Consider the following 17,643-nt stretch of genomic DNA (forward strand, 5'->3'; position numbering starts at 1 on the left):
TATGAGCATCCCCATTCAATATCTGGAGCTCGAATCTCTCTACGCGGCGACGGTTGCCCGGGGGATCCGCTCGCTGGCGGTTACCTCGTCAGAAGGGGGTGAGGGGGTGAGCTCCATCTGCGATGCGCTGGCAAGGCGTTCGGAGGCGGATGGACTGCGCACCCTGCTGGTGGATCTCAATCTCTATCACCCCGGCCGCGCTCCAGCAGTTGCCTGGGGGCCCAATGATGTGCCCGAACCTGTGGCCAATAGCCGCTTCTTGTCACTGCTCCCTGCGCCGGGCAAGGATCTGATGGCCTTTCGCAACAAGGATACCTTGCGCCAGCTGCTGGTTCGCTGGCTGGAACATTACGATGTGGTGATCTTCGATACTTCGCCGCTCACCGCCCTCAATCGGGGCAATATTCCGGCCGATCAGGTGTGTGGTGCTTGTGAGGGGGCACTGTTGGTGGTGCTGGCCGGGGTGACCCCGGCGACAGTGGTGCAAAGTGCGGTGGATAAACTGACACGTGCCGAGGCCAACCTGGTTGGTGCTGTCTATAACGACAAGCTCAACCCGGGACTGGCCAGCGAGATCCTGCGCGAACTCAACCGGCTGCCCAGCAACCGGGTGACCGAATGGCTCAAGCGCTGGTGCCGGCGCAGTGCTTTGCTCAATTTCAGGATCTGATCGCCCACAGATGGAGGCCCGATATGGATGACTGGTTGCGATCTGCTCCGGCAACCCTGCAGGCGGTGCGCGAACTGCGCAACCGGCTTGCACAGGGGCTCTCCCTGTTTCAGGTCTCCCCGCAGGATCAAGCCAACTGGCTGCTCTGTTTCAGTGAGCTGGCCACCAATAGTGTCAAGCACACAGCCCCTCCCGCGACCCAGCTCTGGCTCACCCTGAAAGTAGATGAGGCTGGATTGAGTCTGGTGCTGGAGGATGATGGCGGCCCGCAACCCGGTCTTGCCAGTGCGCCATTACCCGATGAGTTGCAGGAGGGGGGATACGGGCTGGCATTGGTGCACCAGCTGTTTGCCGAGGTCCACTTCTCTCGCGAAGGTGAGCACAATCGCGTGACTCTTCGCCAACAGGGCCCGGTCAATCAACTGCCGGTGATCGCGGTGATCGACGATGACAAGGTGATGCGTGCCCTGCTGACGGCCTATCTCCATGAACACTACCGGGTTGAAAGCTATGCCGACTCCCATGCCGCCCTGCTGGCGCTCGGGAAGCAGCCCCCCGCGCTGGTGCTCTCCGATATCGAGATGGAGGGGATCGATGGCTTTGGGCTGCGTCAGCAGTTGATGAAGGATCCCAATATTCAGGGGGTGCCCTTTATCTTCCTGACCGGTCATCAGGATCAGTGGACCCAGAGTCGGGCGGGGGCCCTGGGTATCGATGACTTTCTGGTCAAACCCATCACCAAGCAGGACTTGTTGCTGGCGGTTTCGCGGGTACTGCAACGCTCAATACAGCTCAAGTCACAATGGGGCGAGCAGCTGGATCAACGCATGACCTCGGCGCTGCGCCCGTTATTACCTGCCACCTCGATAGGGGGATACCAGCTGGCGCTGCAAACCCGCGCGGCTACCGTGGGGGGCGGAGACTTTCTGCTGGTCAAAGATCGGGTGTTATGGCTTGGGGATGTGATGGGCCACGACGCGGAAGCCAAGTTTTTTGCCCATGCCTATGCCGGTTATCTGCGCGGCTTGCTGACGGCGCAAGATCTGGAGCACGCCCCCGCTCGCTTGCTGACCATCTTGTCCAATGCAGTCCACAGTGATCCGCTCCTGGGGGCTACCCTGCTCACCACCCTCTGCATTGAACTCGGCAACGAGGGGCGGGTGCAGTGGGCCAGTGCGGGCCACCCTGCGCCCTGGTTAATCGGACCCGGCTCTATCCGTCAGGTCGGTGTGACCGGCCCCTTGCCCGGTTTGCGCCCGGATCCCCACTTTGTGACCAATGAGCGTCAGCTCAAGCCCGGCGAGATCCTGTTGTTCTGGACCGACGGCTTGCTCGATAGTCGTGATGCCGTGGAGCGCCAGCGCTGGGAGTCGCAGCTCAAGGAGCTCTGCCTGACCTCGGGGCCCGGTCTTGAGCAACTGGCTCATCGTATCGCCCGCTGGTTTGATGAGCGCATCAATGATGCCGCCCTCGATGACATGACCCTCTTGCTGGTCACCTGTCCCGGAGCTTAATGTTTACCCTCTTCGCCTGACTGGCCCGCTCTATGCAGCGCTTCGTCTCAAGTGGCATGGTGCCACGGGAGGAGAGAGCTTATGTTACCCATGCATCAGATCTGGTTGGCCATCGATGCGCGTCAGGTCGGTGGAATTGAAGTTCACGTCATCCATCTGGCCAAGGATCTGCTGGCAAGAGGGCTGTCCCCAACCGTAGTACTGGTGAGCAACCACGGCACGACCCCCTTTACGGTCCTGCTCAAACAGCAGGGTCTGCCGTATGAGGTATGCCGCAACAGCCGCGACTTTATGCGCCGTCTGGCCCGCCAGCCCGCCTCTGTGTTGCTCCACACCCACGGCTACAAGGCCGGGGTGCTGGGGCGCCTGACGGCCTGGCTCACCGGAAAGTCGGTGGTCTCGACCTTTCACAGCGGGGATGATGGGGAAGGCTTGCTGAAGTTTTACAGCTGGCTGGATCGCACCACAGCGCGTTTTGCGAAGTGTATTGCAGTAAGCGAGCCCATCGCTCGCAAATTGCCTGTGCCGAGCACGGTGATCAGCAACTTTGTGCCCATGCCTGCGACGCCGGCATCGGTGGCAGGCAACCGGATTGCCTTTGTCGGCCGCCTCTCGCCGGAAAAGGGGCCAGAAGCGTTCTGCCAGTTATCGGCCTTTTGTCCGGACGGGGAGTTTCATCTCTACGGGGATGGCCCCATGAAAAGCGCCTTGTGGCAGCAGTATGGGGATCGGGTGCAGCTTCACGGTTTTCAGACCATGGCCAATGAGTGGCACAACATCGACCTGCTATGCATCACCTCCCGCTTTGAAGGGTTGCCACTGGTGGCCCTGGAGGCGATGGCTCACGGCATACCGGTCTGTACCTTTGCAGTGGGAGGCCTGGTCAATCTAATCGATCATAAATCCAATGGCTGGCTGGTGGAGCCCGGCCATGTGCGGGATATGGCGGAGCTGGTCAACTACTGGCTGCGCAGCGATGAAACAGCGCGCAGCAAAATGAGTCAGGCGGCTCGCAGAACCATCGCCAGGGGATATGGCGTGAACCACAGAGTGACCGATATTCTGGCTGTCTACGGCGCCTGAATCACCAAGGGAAACCCGCCAAAACGAGTGGCCAGTGGCCACTCGTTTTTTTATGTGCCGGGTTGGGGTGACAGGGGGCGGATCGCCTCTGTGATCATGATGCGCTCAGGTTTCTGCGGTTGGTCAAGCGGACATCACGGCCTGCGGATGGAGTGTCCCCACGATGGTGAGCACGCCGTCGCTTTCTCTGTGATCAACGCGGTTGCGCCGTAAAAAAGGCCATTGCAGTGGCAATGGCCTGATGGGGGCTGAGATGTGGCTGAGGCTGGCGCAGCGTGATTAGCGCCCCTTCTTGCCAACCATGATGGCGATCGTCTTGCCGATGATATGCACATCCTGCACCAGCCAGCGCCAGGGGTGGAGCAGGGCGACCGAGTAGGCCAGATCGAACGCCAGCTTGCTGCGCACATCATCGAGTGACTCGTCGTAACCCTGATTGACCTGCGCCAGACCCGTAATGCCGGGGGCCACTTCATAGGTGCGTTCGATAAAGAAGGGCACCGCATCTTCCAGCCGGTTGGCGATCCCGGGTCGCTCCGGACGGGGGCCGATCAGCGACATCTCGCCCTTGAGCACATTGATAAACTGCGGCAGCTCATCGAGCCTTGTTTTGCGCAGGAAGTCGCCGCTGCGGGTGATCCGGCTGTCTCCCTTGCCACACCAGACGGGCCCGGTGGCCGCCTCTGCATCGGCGCGCATGGTGCGAAACTTGATCATGAAAAACAGCTCGGTGTGGCTGGCGTGGCTGCGCCCGATCCGGAGCTGACGAAAGAACACAGGCCCCGGGCTATCGAGGCGGATGGCCAGCATGATCAGCGGCCACAGCGGCAGCGTCAGCAGCAGGCCAAGGGTGGCACCGAGCAGATCCATGCAACGTTTGACCACCAGGGTCAATTTTGGAATGGGGTGTCTCATGCTGCTTTCTCCTGTGACAGGAAGCGTATGGGGGCGCGCAGGCAGTAGCGCAGGGTGCCCATGCCGTTGTACCAGTGTCCGAGTACCAGATAGTGGATCTTGCGAAACAGGTTGGGCCAGGGGTGCAAAGGGGTCAGCTGGATCAAGATGACCAGCAGATACCCCAGCAGTTGCAGCACCAGCAGTACCTGAAACAGCAGGGATTGGGTGGCCAGCGGGATGGCACAGAGCCACAGCAGCATCAGGCAGAGCGGCATCAACACCCGCAGCCCCTTGCCACTGGCAAAGTTGAAGGCAACCCAGCCGAATTTGGGGTGCAGCAGGGGCAGCAACCGCAGCAGCTGCTGGGTGTTGCCAGCGCCGATCCGCTTGCGCCTTGTCGCCTCCAGCGCGGCATCCGAAATCTCCAGCTCCAGTGCGGCGCAGCGATTGTCATACACCGCCTTGTACCCTTTGGCGATGGCCTGCATCGGCAGGATAAAGTCGTCGTTGATGGTATCGGCGGCCAGCGGAGTGAGGCACTCCCGGCGCATCATGTAAAACGCCCCGTGAGCCCCCAGCATGCCGCCAAGGGCCGACTCGCAGAGCTTGATCTGGCTTTGATATTGCCAATAACTCTCTTCGCCCTGGGAGCCAGGTTGCCAGAACCGGTAAGCCTCACCCACCACGCCCACCTTGGGATCGGCAAAATGAGCGACCGCCAGCAGCAAGCTGTCGATGGGCAACAAGGCAGAAACATCGGTGAGGGCCACCAGATCGCTGTGCACCCGGGTCATGGCCTCGTTGAGCACGGCGACCTTGCCGCGATTGTGGGGGTGATCAAACAGCCTGATCTGCAACTGCTGCAGGGCGGGATCACCGAGCTGGCTCAGTGCAATGGGGTAGCTGTTGTCGCTGCAGCCGTCGAAGTGCACGTGCACCCACAGCTTGTCTGCGGGGTAATCGAGGCTGGCCAGGTTCTGAAGCTTGGCCGCGATGGTCGCCGCCTCGTTATAGACAGGCATCAGCAGGGTGATGGTCGGCAGCGCCTCATCACCTGCTTCTGCTTTGAATCCCCGATCCATGGGGCTGGGCGAGTTGCCCACCTTGCGCGCCTGCCGGCCACCGAATTTGAGCAGCAGGGGATAGCCGACATGGTGGTAGACCACCAGTACAGCGCACAGCCAGAACACGATCATGATCCACTCCATGGGATGCTCCTCTGGTCATCGGGTCGTTATATCAACGGCTGTAAAGCTGCTGATAGGCCTGAGCCATCCGGCTCAAGCTGCTTTGCTGGCACACAAACTCTCGGGTGACGGCACGCAGGCTATGGCAGTGCAGCAACCCTTGTGCCAGAAGCTGGGCAAGGCGGCCGGGATCCCGCTCCGACAGGATATGGCCGCTGGCCTGACAGACGATCTCTCTGGCCGCCCCCACATCGCTCATCACCACCGGCACACCGCAGGCCTGTGCTTCCAGCACGCAGAGCGGCATCCCCTCCGCCAGCGAGGGGAGGCAGAAGAGATCCAGCCCCTGATAGAAGCGCGGCATGTTTTCGACCAGCCCCAGAAAATGGACCCGATGGGCGATCCCCAGTTGCTGACACTGTTGTTGCAACGCATTTTGCAAACTGCCGACCCCTGCCAACGCAAGATGCACCTCCTCCGGCAGGGCGCGGACTGCCTCCAGCAGCAAGGTATGCCCCTTGACCGACTCAAGGCGGGCGGCGCAGCCAATCAACTTGACCCCTTGCGGCAGCCCCATCTCCTGACGGGCGAGGGCGGCGGCGCCCGGGGCAAAGCGCAGCTCATCGATGCCGTTGGGGATCACGGTTGGCGACAGCTGGCCCAGCTTGGCCAGCAGCTGGTTGGCTACCGGCGTGGCATCGGCTACCAGAATGGGTTTGAAGGCGCGCAGCCCCCACAGGGCCAGCGTGCGCTGATGGGGATCATCGAGATACCAGGCATCGTGCTCTGTGTGTACCAGGGTGGGCACCCGGGCCAGCCGACTGGCGAGGCCGCCATAGAGCATGGGCCCCAGATGGTGGGTATGTACCGCAGCGGGCTTGAGTTGGCGCAGCAGCCGGGTGAGCCGCCAGAGGGTCGTCAGCGACCAGCCCGCGGGCTTTTCAAGGCAGTGAATGTGGCCAGCGAAGGGATGCAGGGCGGGCCATGCCCTTAGCACATCCGCTTTGCGCCCTTCGAGTGAGATGATATGCACCGGCTGATCGGCGGGGCTCGCCTGAGTGAGGTTGAGCACCATGGTCTCCAGCCCGCCGGGCTGCAGGTGCTGCACGACTTGAACAACTGGTTGAACGACGGGCTGGGCGCTGGCGTTCCTGCGGGGATGGGGTCTGTGCGACGGGGTTGATGACAACATGGTTCGCGCTCCGGCAAGGGAAGGGGTGACACCCTGGATAACGGGAGAATGCGAATCTTGTACCACTCTTGCGATCGGCCCACAGAGACATTCAGCTCCTCTGGTGGCACTGCCTTTGCATCGTACAAGGGGAGGGCCTTTCTCAGGGAGTGATGCCATGCCTGTCCAGTTCTATTACAACCTCTACATCATTCTCTTCGCCGCCTGGCGCCGTCGCTATCTGCTGGTGATCCCGCTGCTGGTGATGCCGCTGGTGGGCATCACAGTCGGCCTGCTCACTCCCAAGGAGTATGAGAGCCGCACCACCTTTATGGTGCCGCAAGATGCCAACCAGACCCCGACCCTCAAGGATCTGATCACTCAGGAGAGCCTGAAAGATCGCTTTGCGGTGCTCGAAGCCCTGCTGCGCAGCCGCTATGTGCTGGATGGAGTGGCGAGGGATCGTGGTCTGGTCAATGACGAGACTCCTCCGGCGAAGCGCGATGCCATCATGGACTGGCTCTCAGGTGCCGTCTCCCTGCGGCTGATCGGCGATGAGGTGATCGAGATAAAGGTCAAGGCGGATTCGGCGGCCAACAGCGCCGGTTTGCTCGAAGCCATTTCGCGGCGCTTCTTCTTCAACCTGCTCAGCAAGGGGCGCCAGTCGGCGGAATCGTCCGAACGTTTCCTGCAAACCCAGCTCGATAGCCGCCGCAGCGAACTGCAAGGGGCCGAGCAGTTGCTCGCCGATTTTAAACGGGCGCATGCCAGTGCCTTGCCCCAGCAGCAGAGTACCAACGTCGCCCGTCTCTATGGCTTGAAGGAGCGTTATGCCGAGAGCCTGATCGCCTTGCAGCAGGCCAAGGCTCGGCTCGATCAGCTATCACAGGGTCAGGAGAGCCAGCTGGCCCGCCAACTGGATGAGAAGCTGCAACTGATGCGCACCGAGCTGGTGTTGCTGCGGGCCCGCTACAGCGACGAGCACAGCAAGGTGCAGAGTCTGCGCTATCAGATTGACCAGTTGCAGCAGGAGTTTGAGCAGCTCAAATCCCAGCCGGATATGGCCCGCGGGCCCGAGTGGCAGTTGGCCCAGACGCAGCTGACGGAGGCGGAGCAAAACGCCGCCGGCCTGAAGAGCCAGCTGGATGGGCTGGACAAGGTGGTCGACTCTCAGGGCGATACCGAGCGCCAGCTCGCCGAGCTGGAGCGGGATCTGGCGGTCAAACGCACCCTCTATCAGGACTTGCTGCTGCGTTATGAGAAGGCCAAGGTGACCGGCGATCTGGGTAACTTTGAGCAGGGGGAGCGGATCAAGGTGATCGACAAACCCTTTGCCCCCAGCAAGCCGAGCAACTACCCGCTCTGGCTGTTTCTGCTGGCGGGCATTGTTGGCGGACTGGGGCTCGGCTGCGGTCTGGCGCTGGTGGCCGAACTGGCGGATGCCAGCTTGCGCCGCTCCGATCAGCTGGCCGCCCTGGTCAAGGCACCGGTGCTAAGCCGCATTCCCTACTGCGAGCCGGTGCCGGACTATCCATCCCACAGTGATCAGGCGCTGGATGGGCAGGTGCTGCCCCTGTCACCGGAACCGGGGTGATTGCCGTAAAAACGGGCTGCTAGCCGGAATCTGGATATTTATGAAAAGGCCTTTTGATAAGGCCTTTTTTATATTGTGCAGATGAGGGAGTTAAAATCGTAGTAAGCCAATAAAAGAGGAAATAGGCTTCATTTTCTGTTTGCGTTTCTTGACGGTAGTTTTACTCAGTGGTACAAGTGGAGCCAACAATAAGTTATTGATAATAAACTTATAAATCAGAAGCTGGTTGGTAGTTGCGCTATTTTAAAGTGATTTTATTGCTTGTAATGATGAGTGGTAGGGCTGAGTGAGATGGAAGGCGCTACTAACACATTACTAGTACTGTCCATCTAATTATTGTTATGCAATATTAAGAGTAGAGCTCATGCAAGATAGAATGGAAGAATCTAGAAGACGCGAAGAAGTAAAAAATGAAAATGAGTATTTAAACGCTCGTGAACGTGAGCTCTCAAAATATAGAGAAATAATACAACAACAAGAACGCGAGCTTGATGCTTATCGGTCAAAATTAAAAGAAGAACAAATTGCAAATGAAAGAGAGCTTAGGCGAGAGATAGAGGAAAGAGAACAGTTTTTTGTTGATCGCGAGAAAAAACTACTGGAGCGCCAGAAGGAATTTGAAAAATATTTCCACTTACGAGAATCTGAAGCAATAGAACTCAGAAATAAACTAGAAAATGAATTTGCTCAACGTGAATCCGAATTGAAACGTGCCGAAATAGAGCTTAAACAGGAAAAAGAACGCTTAACGGAAGAAAGTAGGAAGAAGCTTGAGCAAACATCTAGAGACTATGTTTCAGATGCACTCGAAGCATTGAGTAATAAAGAAACTAAGTTTCATACCATATCAAAAATATGGAGCGGCATTGGAGCTGGCGCTTTATTAGTTGGCTTTGCTTTATTTGTTTTAATTACTTTTAGAACGAATCTTGCTGATCTAAAAGATATGTCTTGGCCGTTCCTTGTATTTACCTTTTTTAAAGGTCTTGTTGCGGTTGGTCTGTTGCTGGCTGTTGCTAAATATTCCTATATGTTCAGCAGTTCATATATGCAGGAGTCTCTCAAAAATGCCGATAGACGTCATGCAATCAACTTTGGTAAATTTTATCTTGAATCTTATGGTTCTACGGCGGATTGGTCTGAGGTTAAAGAGGCATTTGAGCATTGGAATATCACTGGAACAAACGCCTTTAGTAAGCATGAAGCCAACACGCTGGATGCTAGTGTTTTGGAAAAAGCATTGGAAATATTTGAGAGGGCTGGAAAGTCTACCGTGGACATACTAAGTAAGACAAAAAATGCATAACAAAGCGTTGTATCGGACAAGCCGTGAACGCGGCGTATAAGTTTCTTAATCTCGTAGGTTCGATTAGCCGGCAGGCGTAATCGGACGCTCGCGGTGACACTCCACATCAATATGGCAATAACGTAACGACCGTTGCCAGTTCGAGAGTGAGTTTGGGGCCGGAGAAGTGGCAAGATGGAAGGGTTTTGGCGAGTTAAATAAACATATTACAGAAAGGCCGCGAACGTCCGATTACGCTTCGCTAATCGAACCTACTGCCCAGCGATGGGTTAATTCAAGCATTAGGTGTTTATGCATCCTGATATAGTAAAACTGTTGAAATGCATGAATGAAGCTATCGAGTTGCTTCAATCTGTAAAAGAAAAACATTGGAGCGCATGGCTTGCTAATGATGCTGCACTCATAGAGAAACGGGATTTTCTAGGTATTGAGCATTTACTTTCAGCCTTCGGTGGTATGGGAAGCATAAATGATCTCGTTATTCATCCTATTAACGGACATGAGGTGCAAGACTTTGCCGTAGATAAAGCGAACAGAATGTTACAAGAAATACTTGGTGAAATCTGGTCGCTTGCTAAGGAGCTGTACAATGATGAGATACAGGCAAAATAATACCTAATTCCAATTCAGCATGGCCGGTATATTCGCTTGTATTCGGCATTGCTGCCTGATGGTTAAATCGAGCATTCAGGTCATCGCCGCCACAAAAAAATCAGGGAGCCATAGCTCCCTAATCGCAACACACGGGGTGATTAACTAGCCGATAGCTGGCGATTGTTGCCAGTTGGCTTGCTGCGGACGGCTTTGAGTTCGGCGTTGATAGCGCCAGGCCAGCAGTAGCGGCATACCGAGCAGCAGCTGGGCGGCCAGTGCCCCTTCCGGAATAATGCCCCCTTCAATTTCGGCCGCCAGTTTGAGCTCCAGCGCACTGCCGAAGTCGGCGAAGGTGGTGGCGTTGATGACGAACGCATCCTCGCCGCCGGCGATGTTGTTGAGATACCAATCCTGCAGCACCCCATCGGCATAGTCCTGACCTATGGTGATGCCGTTGATGGTATCGATGCCGGAGGCGAGCAGTTGATCCCGTACGGTGGCGGTATCCAGCCCTGCGTTCTGGATCCCGTCACCCGACACATCCATCACCTGGCGGGCGGCGGTGAAGTCGTTGGTATCAAACTGCAAGCCACCAAAGGCCATGGCCGAACCGGGGGCCGTCATCCCCGCATAGGGGCGTACCAGGGCATCCAGGGTGGCGGCGAAGTTGTTGATGGAGGTCATGTCATAGAGGTGAAACCAGTCGGTCATGACCGATTGCTGGGTTGCTCCGCTCCACATCACCATCTGTACGGCGATGGACCCCAGCTTGCCGTCGCTGGTATCGAGGATGGCACTTTGTACATCCTGGCTGTAAAAGACGTCCACATAGCCCTGTAACTGCAAATTGAATTCCGATGAACTGACGCTGCCCGATACATCCATCAGCAGTTGCAGTTCGGTATCGACTTCGGTCAAGGCGTATGCGGGGGAGGTTACCAACAACATCCCCAGTAGCCCTGCCAACGGTTTGAGTTTCATTGCTCACTCCTTCTCCCTGGCTGTAGTGCCAGCAGGAGGAATGAATAAAGCGTGCCAGCTTTGCGACATGGTTTGTGCTAGTCGAGGCAGGAGAGGCATGGAACTTGCGACAGCGGTCAAAAGCGCTGATAACCGACAGGAGTTGCGATGGAGATCCGTCCTTGGCAGTGGGCACCCAACTGGCTGTTGCTTGGCTTGGCCAATCAATGGGGGATGATGTGGCTCAATATGGGTCACTTCAACCTGCTGGTGGTGTTGTTGATTGCTATCTGGTGGCAAATTGCATTGCGGGTTGCGCCAAGCTGGCGCCCGCATCCGCTGGCGCTCGCCCTGTTTATCCTGCTGATCCTGATCCCCAGCGCCAGTTGCAAGGCGCTGGCCACTCTGCTGCTGCTGGCCTCGCTGTGGCGGCGCCGTCATAGTGGCGATCACCAGAGTAGCGACGAGCGGGCGGTGCTGCAGATTGTGCTCGCCTTTACCGTGGCGGTGTTGTGGGGGCAGCAGGTATTTGCATTGCTCTCCGGCCCTGTGCTGGCGCTCGATGCCTGGGGGGTGGGCCAGTGGTTGCAACTGCTGGGCTGGGAGACTCGCCTTGATGGCAATCGCATCGAGCGGTTGGGTGGGCATGCCCTCATCGTGCTAAAGGGGTGCTCCTCGTTTTCTCAACTCTATCTGGTGGTGCTTTCCTGGCTGGTCTCCTGCTGCTGGCTGGCGCCGGAGCGCTCCCTCTACCGGCAGTGGCCCATGTTGCTGCTGGTCTGTCTGCTCTATATCGGGGCCAATCAGCTACGGCTGGTGCTGATGAGTCTGGATCTGCACTGGTACGGCTGGCTGCACACCGGCTCGCTGGCCCAGCTCTACCAGTGGGCAATCATGTTGCTGGTGATGACCATCCTGTTTATCCGGGGGCGCCGTGATGCAACTCTCTAGGAGATATCTGCTGCTGGTGGCGTTATCAGAGCCGGGTGGTCAATATGATGCTGCTGATGATGACCATCCTGTTTCTAAGGGGGCGCCGTGATGCATCTATCTAGGGGATATCTGCTGCTGTTGCTGGTGGCGCTGCTCAGTGCAGCCGCTATGGGCTGGCGTTATCAGAACCGGGCGGTCAATGAAGGGGCCAAGCCCATGCTGATGGAGCTGGCCCAATTGGGATGGCGCTTGCGACTGGCCACGCCGGTATTGGGTGGCACCTATGTCAGCTATCAGCTGGCCCATCCCCGCTGTGACGGAACGCTGCAGGCCATGCTGGTAGCGCCGGATAGTGAGGCGATGTCAGTGACGCTGGCGGGTGCGAGGATGAGTCAGGATGTGATGTTTTAGGCGAGCTGCATCAGAGCCCGCCGCTGCTTTCTTACCGTCTCACCCAGGGTTGGCGCAAATTGTGGGGGCTGGCCCCTTACCCCCTCTATCGGGTGGCCTTGCCGACCACCTGCCTCGGCCTTATTGCGCCGCCGTTGGCGTGACCGACCCCTATTCACCGTTTGGCAGAATGCGGATCAGCAAGGTATTGGGGGCCAGCATGGGGTCATAGCGGGGCTCCAGCTCAATGGCGCGAGACCCCAGCAAGCGGGTGAGGGCCGTCAGCCGTACGCTCGCCATCCGCGCACTCTCCAGCATGTCTGTTTGCAGCCCGGGGCCGCTTATCAGCGCAATCCGGGCCGGATCCTTGCGTCCCAAAAACTGATGCAGCTGCTGCTCCTGATCGGCCGCAAGTTGCGTCTCCTCTTGCTGGTACTGCAGTTGCAGCTGGGGCTGTTCCGCCAGCTGCTGATCCCGCAACTGGTTGAGGATCGGCAGGGTATCATTGACCGGCTCCTGACGGGCGCAAGCGGTGAGGATCAGCAGCGGCAGCATAAAGGGCAACAGGCGGCGCAGGGCGCTGTCTTTGGCTGTGGAGCGGGGAGTCTGGTTGGCCATATGCAGTCACTTCAGGAGGAGGAGTTGGCACCAGTTTGCAATGTTTTCAATCGCTTGGCCAGTTGTTCAATCTCGCGGCGCCACTGGATCCAGGCGGCAGAGGGCAGTTGCTCTGCCACCTGCCAGCGGGTCGGCAGCTGCTCTCGCAGGCGCTCCAGCAGCAGGGCGGCATCCACCTGATAGCGGGCCTCCTGCTCCAGCCAGGCGAGCCAGCGCAGATCCTCGATGGCTTGCTGCAGCAGCAGCAGATCGTGGGAGAGGCGGTGCGCCTCGCAAGCTTGCGGGCCTAGCAGCATAAAGTCGCTCTCCCGTCCGTCGGTAGGGTCGTAGGGCAGGGCGGTGGGCATGCGGCCATGCCACTGCAAATAGCCCTCAGCGCCGCTTTGCCACAGATAAAAACCGGCGGCTCTCGGGGTGCCCAGATTGTAAAACCAGGGGCTGACCTTGTGCTGGCGCACCCGCGCCACATCGGCCTTGTCGGCGCCAAAGCCTGCGTTGATCAGGGCAATCTCCACCTCTGCCAACAGGCCAACCTGACCCGGATGGTTGAAGTGGCCCGCGCGGATCACCGCCGGATCCCGCCGTTTCATCTCCCGCGCCAGGGTGGTGATGGCGGGCAGGGTGGCGAGATCCGGCTCATCAAACAGGCTCCATGCCAGCGGGGGCAAGCCGCTGGCAGTCAACGCCTGTTGCCGCGCCTGCCATTGATCCAGCTGGCTGGCAGGGTCGCCCCCCCAGCGTTTGAGCGGGGTATAGGCCAGCAGGGGGGGCACAAAGCCGAGCCCCACCGCCTCTCCCATGCTCTCTCGCATCCCCGCCTCATCTTGTGGCAGGGCGGGCGAGAGGCCGCTGATCCCGAGCTTGGCAAGCCGCAGCAGATCGCAGCGACTGGCCTCGGCGATCTGCTGCTTTAGCGCCTCGGGGTTGGGGCTCAACCAATTCAGATAGGGGGGCGCTTCGACATAGATGCCGACCGGCTTGCTGGCCGCGGGCAGGGTCAGCGGCAGCACCTCGATAGTCAGTGGCAACTGCACCAGTTGCTGCTGGCTCAGCAGCTGAATATTGCCCAGATAGCGACCGGCAGGCGCATCGCGTGGGACTGTGATCTGCAGCACCAGACGCCGAGGTTCGTCTGCCAGCAGGGTGAGCCCGGCGATCCCCTCGACCAGCTCCTGATCCGAGGGGGCCAGCAGGGTGCCGCTCGCCTGCGGGCGAACCAGATGCCACTTGCCGTAATAGGGGGTCAGCGCCAGCGGCGATCCTGCCTGCTCGGGGGGCTGGATCACCAGCAAGGGGGCCGGATCGTCGGTGGCGGCGTGGATGGCAAACTCCAGCAGTAGCTGGCTGCCACGGGCAGCCAGCACGGGTTGGGAGGTCTGCTGCTGCGCATCGGCCGTAGATGCAGGGGCGATCTGCAGGGTGGGGGCGGCATCCGCAATCGGTGTGAGGCTGAGCTGCTGCGAAGCTGGGGCTGGGGAATAGGGGGCCAGAGTCCACTTTTCCAAAAACAGCTGGCGCTGCTTGGTCAGTACGATTGCGGTAGCGTCGGCCAATACGGCGAGATCTTTTCCACTATTCGGGAGAGCCTGTTTGCTGGTGGGGGCCGGATAGGGGGCAAGCAGCAGCCCTGCCAGGTATTTGGCATCCGGTGAGTGACCTACCAGTGTGATAGTGAGCGGGCCGCCGGGGTGGTTCAGGGTGACATGAACGGGGCCGCCCTGTCGTGCCCCGAACAGCTGCCAGGGATCCGGATTTGGCAGTGCCTCGCGAGATTGTCCCGCCAGATAGCGCTGCGTTAACCACTCCTGCGGTTGCCACTGCTCGGCCCAGATGGGCTCGCCATTGACCAGCACGCTGCGCTCGAAGGGGTGGGGCAGATACTCCCATTCACCGGGGTCATCCAGCCAGAGGGTGAGCTGGTAGCGCCCCTTGGCTAGGTCCAGCCGCACCCCGTCCAGATTGCGCAGCCCATCGCGCACAAGGGCATCGCCGGAGGGGCGCAAGATGGGGGTGGGGTGGCCAATCAGCCGGGGATCCCCCGGGCTCATGGGCTCAAAGCCGGTAAAGCGGGGCGCGGCGGCCGCCCCCAGATCCAGCGCAATGGTGCCCTCAGGCAGAGTCAGACCGGGCTCCCAGTACCAACGGTGAATGGTCATTGAGGGGGCGTTATCGGCCATAAAAAGATAGAGCTTGGTGAGCTTGTCCAGCGCCAGCGCTCTGGGTTGGCTGGTGCGCCACTCACTCAAGGCAAAGCGCTGGGTGAAGGGGCCGGGGGCGACAATCCGCTCCAGATTGACCCGGCTGCGGTAGTTGACCGAGGCCTTATCGTCGATACGCAGGATCAGGGTTTGCGGGCGGGCGCTGGGGTTATGGCCCTCGATCACCAGTTCATCATCGCTGCCTATTGGCCAGTTGTGGGTGCTCAGATCGAGCCGCTGGGGTGTCTGCTTGCCTGCAAGGGGCAGCGGGAGTGGCCCCTCCAGCCGGGTGGCGGCCATTGCTGCATGGCAGCAGAGCAGGATAACCAACCAGAGCCCTCTGCTCATCCGGGCAGCCCCTTCAACCAGTTGCTCAGCTCGGCAGCTCTGTGATCCCAGCTCTGAAGGGCCACCTGCTGCTGGCGAGTGTGGCGCCCTTCGTTGCGGGTGAGCTCCTCCCAGCCACACTCTTGAAACCAACCCGGATTGAGTTGATCAAAGGCGGCCCGATTGATGGCTTCGGCCAGGCTCTCCCCACTGCGGGGGAGCTGGATCTGATCCCGATAGCCATCGAGCGCCGGAAAATCGGTGCTGACGATGGGTCGTCCTGCGGCCAGATACTCGCGCAATTTCAATGGATTGCAGGCGCGGATCTGGGCGTTGTCGACAAAGGGCAGCAGACTCACCTGCCAGTGCTGGGCATAGGCCGCCAGGGTGTGGTGGGGACGGGGCCCCAGCAGATGGATATTGGGGATCCCCTTGAGGGGGGAGATATCGGTCTGGACCGGGCCAATCAGCACCAGATCCCAGTGGGGCAGGGCGGCCGCCGTCTCTGCCAGCAGGGGGATATCAATCCAGTCGCTCAGGCTGCCGTAAAATCCGGCGATAGGGCGGCCGGAGGGGAGATCCGCCGGCCGCTCTCTGGGGGACATAAACAGCTCGAGATCCACGCCGTGGCTGAGAAGCCGGGTTTTATGGGGGGGAAAGCGGCTGGCCAGCGCGGGGCTGGCGGCCAGAATGAGATCGGCTTTTTCCACCAGTCGGGCTTCACAGTGAGCGATGGCCTGATGATCCACCCCTGCCAGCGCCGAGAAGTCATCGCCGCAGTAGTAGATGACCGCCCGTTCTTCGAGCTTGCCAATCAGATCGACGGCGCTGGGCAGGGAGATCCAGAGCAAGGGGCGATCCAGCTCGGGCAGCTGACGCCGGATCTGCGCCGCCAGCCAGTGGCCATTGATCTTGCCTGCCAGCCGACTGCCCGGCAGCGGCAAGGCGAGCGGCGGCAGTACCCGGGGGCTGCTGGCTTCGGATGGCGCAACCGACAGGCCGCCAGAATGGCGCGCGCCGCGCAGCACCGCCCCCAGTTTGCGGACGATGCGGGTGAGATCATGAAGGGTAAAGCGGGGGCAGCGCATGCCGATGGAGTTGACCCAGAGCACTTGATAATCGGGCAACAGACGCTTGATCAGGTGCTGGGTGCTGGAGGGGTGCTGGCCCCAATCCTCTCCCAATACCACCAGTTGCGGCAGTGAGTGTGGTTTCATGCAAAGGTCTCCGAAGCGTGTGCGGGGTCGCTGTGATCCTGTGGTTGCAAGGGGCGCAGTACGGTGGCAGGTACACCCGCTGCCAGCACGCCGGCGGGCAGATCCCGGGTGACGACACTGCCTGCGGCGACAATGGTGCCCGCGCCTATGGTGACGCCGGCCATCACCATCACCCCGGTGCCAAGCCAGACATCCTGCTCCAGCACAATGGCCCCCACCTGCTCATCGAGATCCGGCAGGCCCCGGGCGCGATCGCGGGCATTGACGGGATGCCCCGGGTAGCCCGCCAGAAAGGCGCGCCCTGCAATCCTGACGTTATCCCCCAGCACTATCTTGCTGCCCACCGCCAGGGTGCTCTGCCAACCAATGCCGACATTACGGCCGATCACCAGCCGTGGCGCTTGGCTCGATGCCCGGCCGCTAATGGTCATGGCGGCGCTGAGCCGGCAGTCGGCGCCAATCTCGATGGTGACCGGGCCGCTGATATAGGGGATGCCGCCATAGAGGTAGAGGCGCGGGGCGGGCGCCGTCAGGCGAGATTGAAACAAGGGGGTCCACCAGAGGGTGCGGGTCAGGGTCGCCAGAGCGTTGCTGCCCAGCAGATAGAGTCGATAAAGCAGCCGATGCAGGGGAGGGATCACGGGGAATGACCAGTGGCGGGCACTTTTGGCCAGTTGCCATACCCAGCGGGCCAGTGGCGTCTCCCCCTGTTTGGCCCAGCTTTTCATCCGGTGAAGGTTGATGGTGTTCATGGCGACCTCTCCCTCTGGTGCAGTCCGTTGCTCGCTAAGCAGAAAGCAGGGATCGGGCCAACAGGACGACCCCAGCGGGATCAGGCCAAATGGGGCTAAGAGGAGGGCCAGATTGCGCCGGTCGGTGCAATTTGCAGCCAGCGTTGTGCAAAACGCAAATGCCAGTCTCATTCTGGGCTTGTTCAGGCCGGTTAAGCCGCACAGAGGGGCTATCGCTTCAGGGCGGGAGTGA

General features: G+C 59.7%; 16 protein-coding genes. 8 read left to right on the forward strand and 8 right to left on the reverse strand.

The window, feature by feature from the left end; translation table 11 throughout:
- Window position 1: 1 nt before the first annotated feature.
- The 3 genes from ACEUCR_RS00445 (at window position 2) to ACEUCR_RS00455 (ending at window position 3,267) form a co-directional block, all read left to right on the forward strand.
- On the forward strand, window positions 2-670 hold the full coding sequence (locus tag ACEUCR_RS00445) for a P-loop NTPase family protein (protein ID WP_408787445.1): 669 nt from the start codon (window positions 2-4) through the stop codon (window positions 668-670).
- A 23-nt stretch (window positions 671-693) separates the two neighbouring features.
- Complete coding sequence (locus tag ACEUCR_RS00450) at window positions 694-2,184, forward strand: SpoIIE family protein phosphatase (RefSeq protein ID WP_408787446.1); 1,491 nt, start codon at window positions 694-696, stop codon at window positions 2,182-2,184.
- An 81-nt stretch (window positions 2,185-2,265) separates the two neighbouring features.
- Window positions 2,266-3,267 carry a glycosyltransferase family 4 protein gene (locus ACEUCR_RS00455; RefSeq protein ID WP_408787447.1) on the forward strand — a complete coding sequence of 334 codons (1,002 nt, stop codon included), beginning with the start codon at window positions 2,266-2,268 and terminating at the stop codon, window positions 3,265-3,267.
- 279 nt (window positions 3,268-3,546) lie between these two features.
- Here ACEUCR_RS00455 and ACEUCR_RS00460 read toward each other — a convergent pair whose 3' ends face one another.
- The 3 genes from ACEUCR_RS00460 to ACEUCR_RS00470 are packed head-to-tail and all read right to left on the reverse strand — an operon-like array spanning window position 3,547 to window position 6,459.
- A complete protein-coding gene (locus ACEUCR_RS00460; protein ID WP_408787448.1) occupies window positions 3,547-4,182 on the reverse strand; it encodes a sugar transferase in 636 nt (211 codons plus the stop codon).
- Window positions 4,179-5,372 carry a glycosyltransferase family 2 protein gene (locus ACEUCR_RS00465; protein ID WP_408787449.1) on the reverse strand — a complete coding sequence of 398 codons (1,194 nt, stop codon included), beginning with the start codon at window positions 5,370-5,372 and terminating at the stop codon, window positions 4,179-4,181. Before ACEUCR_RS00465 ends, ACEUCR_RS00460 begins: the two co-directional genes overlap by 4 nt.
- Window positions 5,373-5,403: 31 nt before the next feature.
- A complete protein-coding gene (locus ACEUCR_RS00470) occupies window positions 5,404-6,459 on the reverse strand; it encodes a glycosyltransferase (RefSeq protein WP_408787450.1) in 1,056 nt (351 codons plus the stop codon).
- Window positions 6,460-6,700: 241 nt separating this feature from the next.
- On the opposite strand from ACEUCR_RS00470, the gene ACEUCR_RS00475 reads away from it, so the two are divergent.
- The 3 genes from ACEUCR_RS00475 (at window position 6,701) to ACEUCR_RS00485 (ending at window position 10,034) form a co-directional block, all read left to right on the forward strand.
- Entirely contained in the window at window positions 6,701-8,116 is a 1,416-nt protein-coding gene (locus ACEUCR_RS00475) for a GumC family protein (RefSeq protein ID WP_408787451.1), read from the forward strand.
- A gap of 364 nt (window positions 8,117-8,480) precedes the next feature.
- Complete coding sequence (locus tag ACEUCR_RS00480; protein ID WP_408787452.1) at window positions 8,481-9,422, forward strand: hypothetical protein; 942 nt, start codon at window positions 8,481-8,483, stop codon at window positions 9,420-9,422.
- A 324-nt stretch (window positions 9,423-9,746) separates the two neighbouring features.
- Window positions 9,747-10,034, forward strand: a complete 288-nt coding sequence (locus ACEUCR_RS00485; protein ID WP_335868785.1) for a DUF6966 domain-containing protein — start codon at window positions 9,747-9,749, stop codon at window positions 10,032-10,034.
- 144 nt (window positions 10,035-10,178) lie between these two features.
- Here ACEUCR_RS00485 and ACEUCR_RS00490 read toward each other — a convergent pair whose 3' ends face one another.
- A complete protein-coding gene (locus tag ACEUCR_RS00490) occupies window positions 10,179-10,997 on the reverse strand; it encodes a DUF1194 domain-containing protein (protein WP_408787453.1) in 819 nt (272 codons plus the stop codon).
- A 147-nt stretch (window positions 10,998-11,144) separates the two neighbouring features.
- Between ACEUCR_RS00490 and ACEUCR_RS00495 the strand changes: the two genes are divergently transcribed.
- Both ACEUCR_RS00495 and ACEUCR_RS00500 read left to right on the forward strand, forming a co-directional pair.
- Window positions 11,145-11,927 carry a hypothetical protein gene (locus tag ACEUCR_RS00495; protein WP_408787454.1) on the forward strand — a complete coding sequence of 261 codons (783 nt, stop codon included), beginning with the start codon at window positions 11,145-11,147 and terminating at the stop codon, window positions 11,925-11,927.
- A gap of 87 nt (window positions 11,928-12,014) precedes the next feature.
- Window positions 12,015-12,320, forward strand: a complete 306-nt coding sequence (locus ACEUCR_RS00500) for a hypothetical protein (protein WP_408787455.1) — start codon at window positions 12,015-12,017, stop codon at window positions 12,318-12,320.
- A 150-nt stretch (window positions 12,321-12,470) separates the two neighbouring features.
- Here ACEUCR_RS00500 and ACEUCR_RS00505 read toward each other — a convergent pair whose 3' ends face one another.
- Genes ACEUCR_RS00505 through ACEUCR_RS00520 form a run of 4 tightly spaced genes read right to left on the reverse strand, consistent with a single transcriptional unit; the run spans window position 12,471 to window position 17,411 of the window.
- On the reverse strand, window positions 12,471-12,917 hold the full coding sequence (locus tag ACEUCR_RS00505; RefSeq protein WP_408787456.1) for a hypothetical protein: 447 nt from the start codon (window positions 12,915-12,917) through the stop codon (window positions 12,471-12,473).
- Window positions 12,918-12,928: 11 nt separating this feature from the next.
- Window positions 12,929-15,463, reverse strand: a complete 2,535-nt coding sequence (locus tag ACEUCR_RS00510; protein WP_408787458.1) for a hypothetical protein — start codon at window positions 15,461-15,463, stop codon at window positions 12,929-12,931.
- Window positions 15,460-16,659, reverse strand: a complete 1,200-nt coding sequence (locus tag ACEUCR_RS00515) for a glycosyltransferase (protein ID WP_408787460.1) — start codon at window positions 16,657-16,659, stop codon at window positions 15,460-15,462. The genes ACEUCR_RS00510 and ACEUCR_RS00515 overlap by 4 nt, the downstream gene beginning before the upstream one ends.
- Window positions 16,656-17,411 (reverse strand): acyltransferase, encoded by a 756-nt coding sequence (locus ACEUCR_RS00520; RefSeq protein WP_408787462.1) that lies wholly within the window; start codon window positions 17,409-17,411, stop codon window positions 16,656-16,658. The genes ACEUCR_RS00515 and ACEUCR_RS00520 overlap by 4 nt, the downstream gene beginning before the upstream one ends.
- Window positions 17,412-17,643 lie beyond the last annotated feature (232 nt).

The organism is Aeromonas bivalvium, assembly GCF_046078285.1.
GTDB lineage: Bacteria > Pseudomonadota > Gammaproteobacteria > Enterobacterales > Aeromonadaceae > Aeromonas > Aeromonas bivalvium.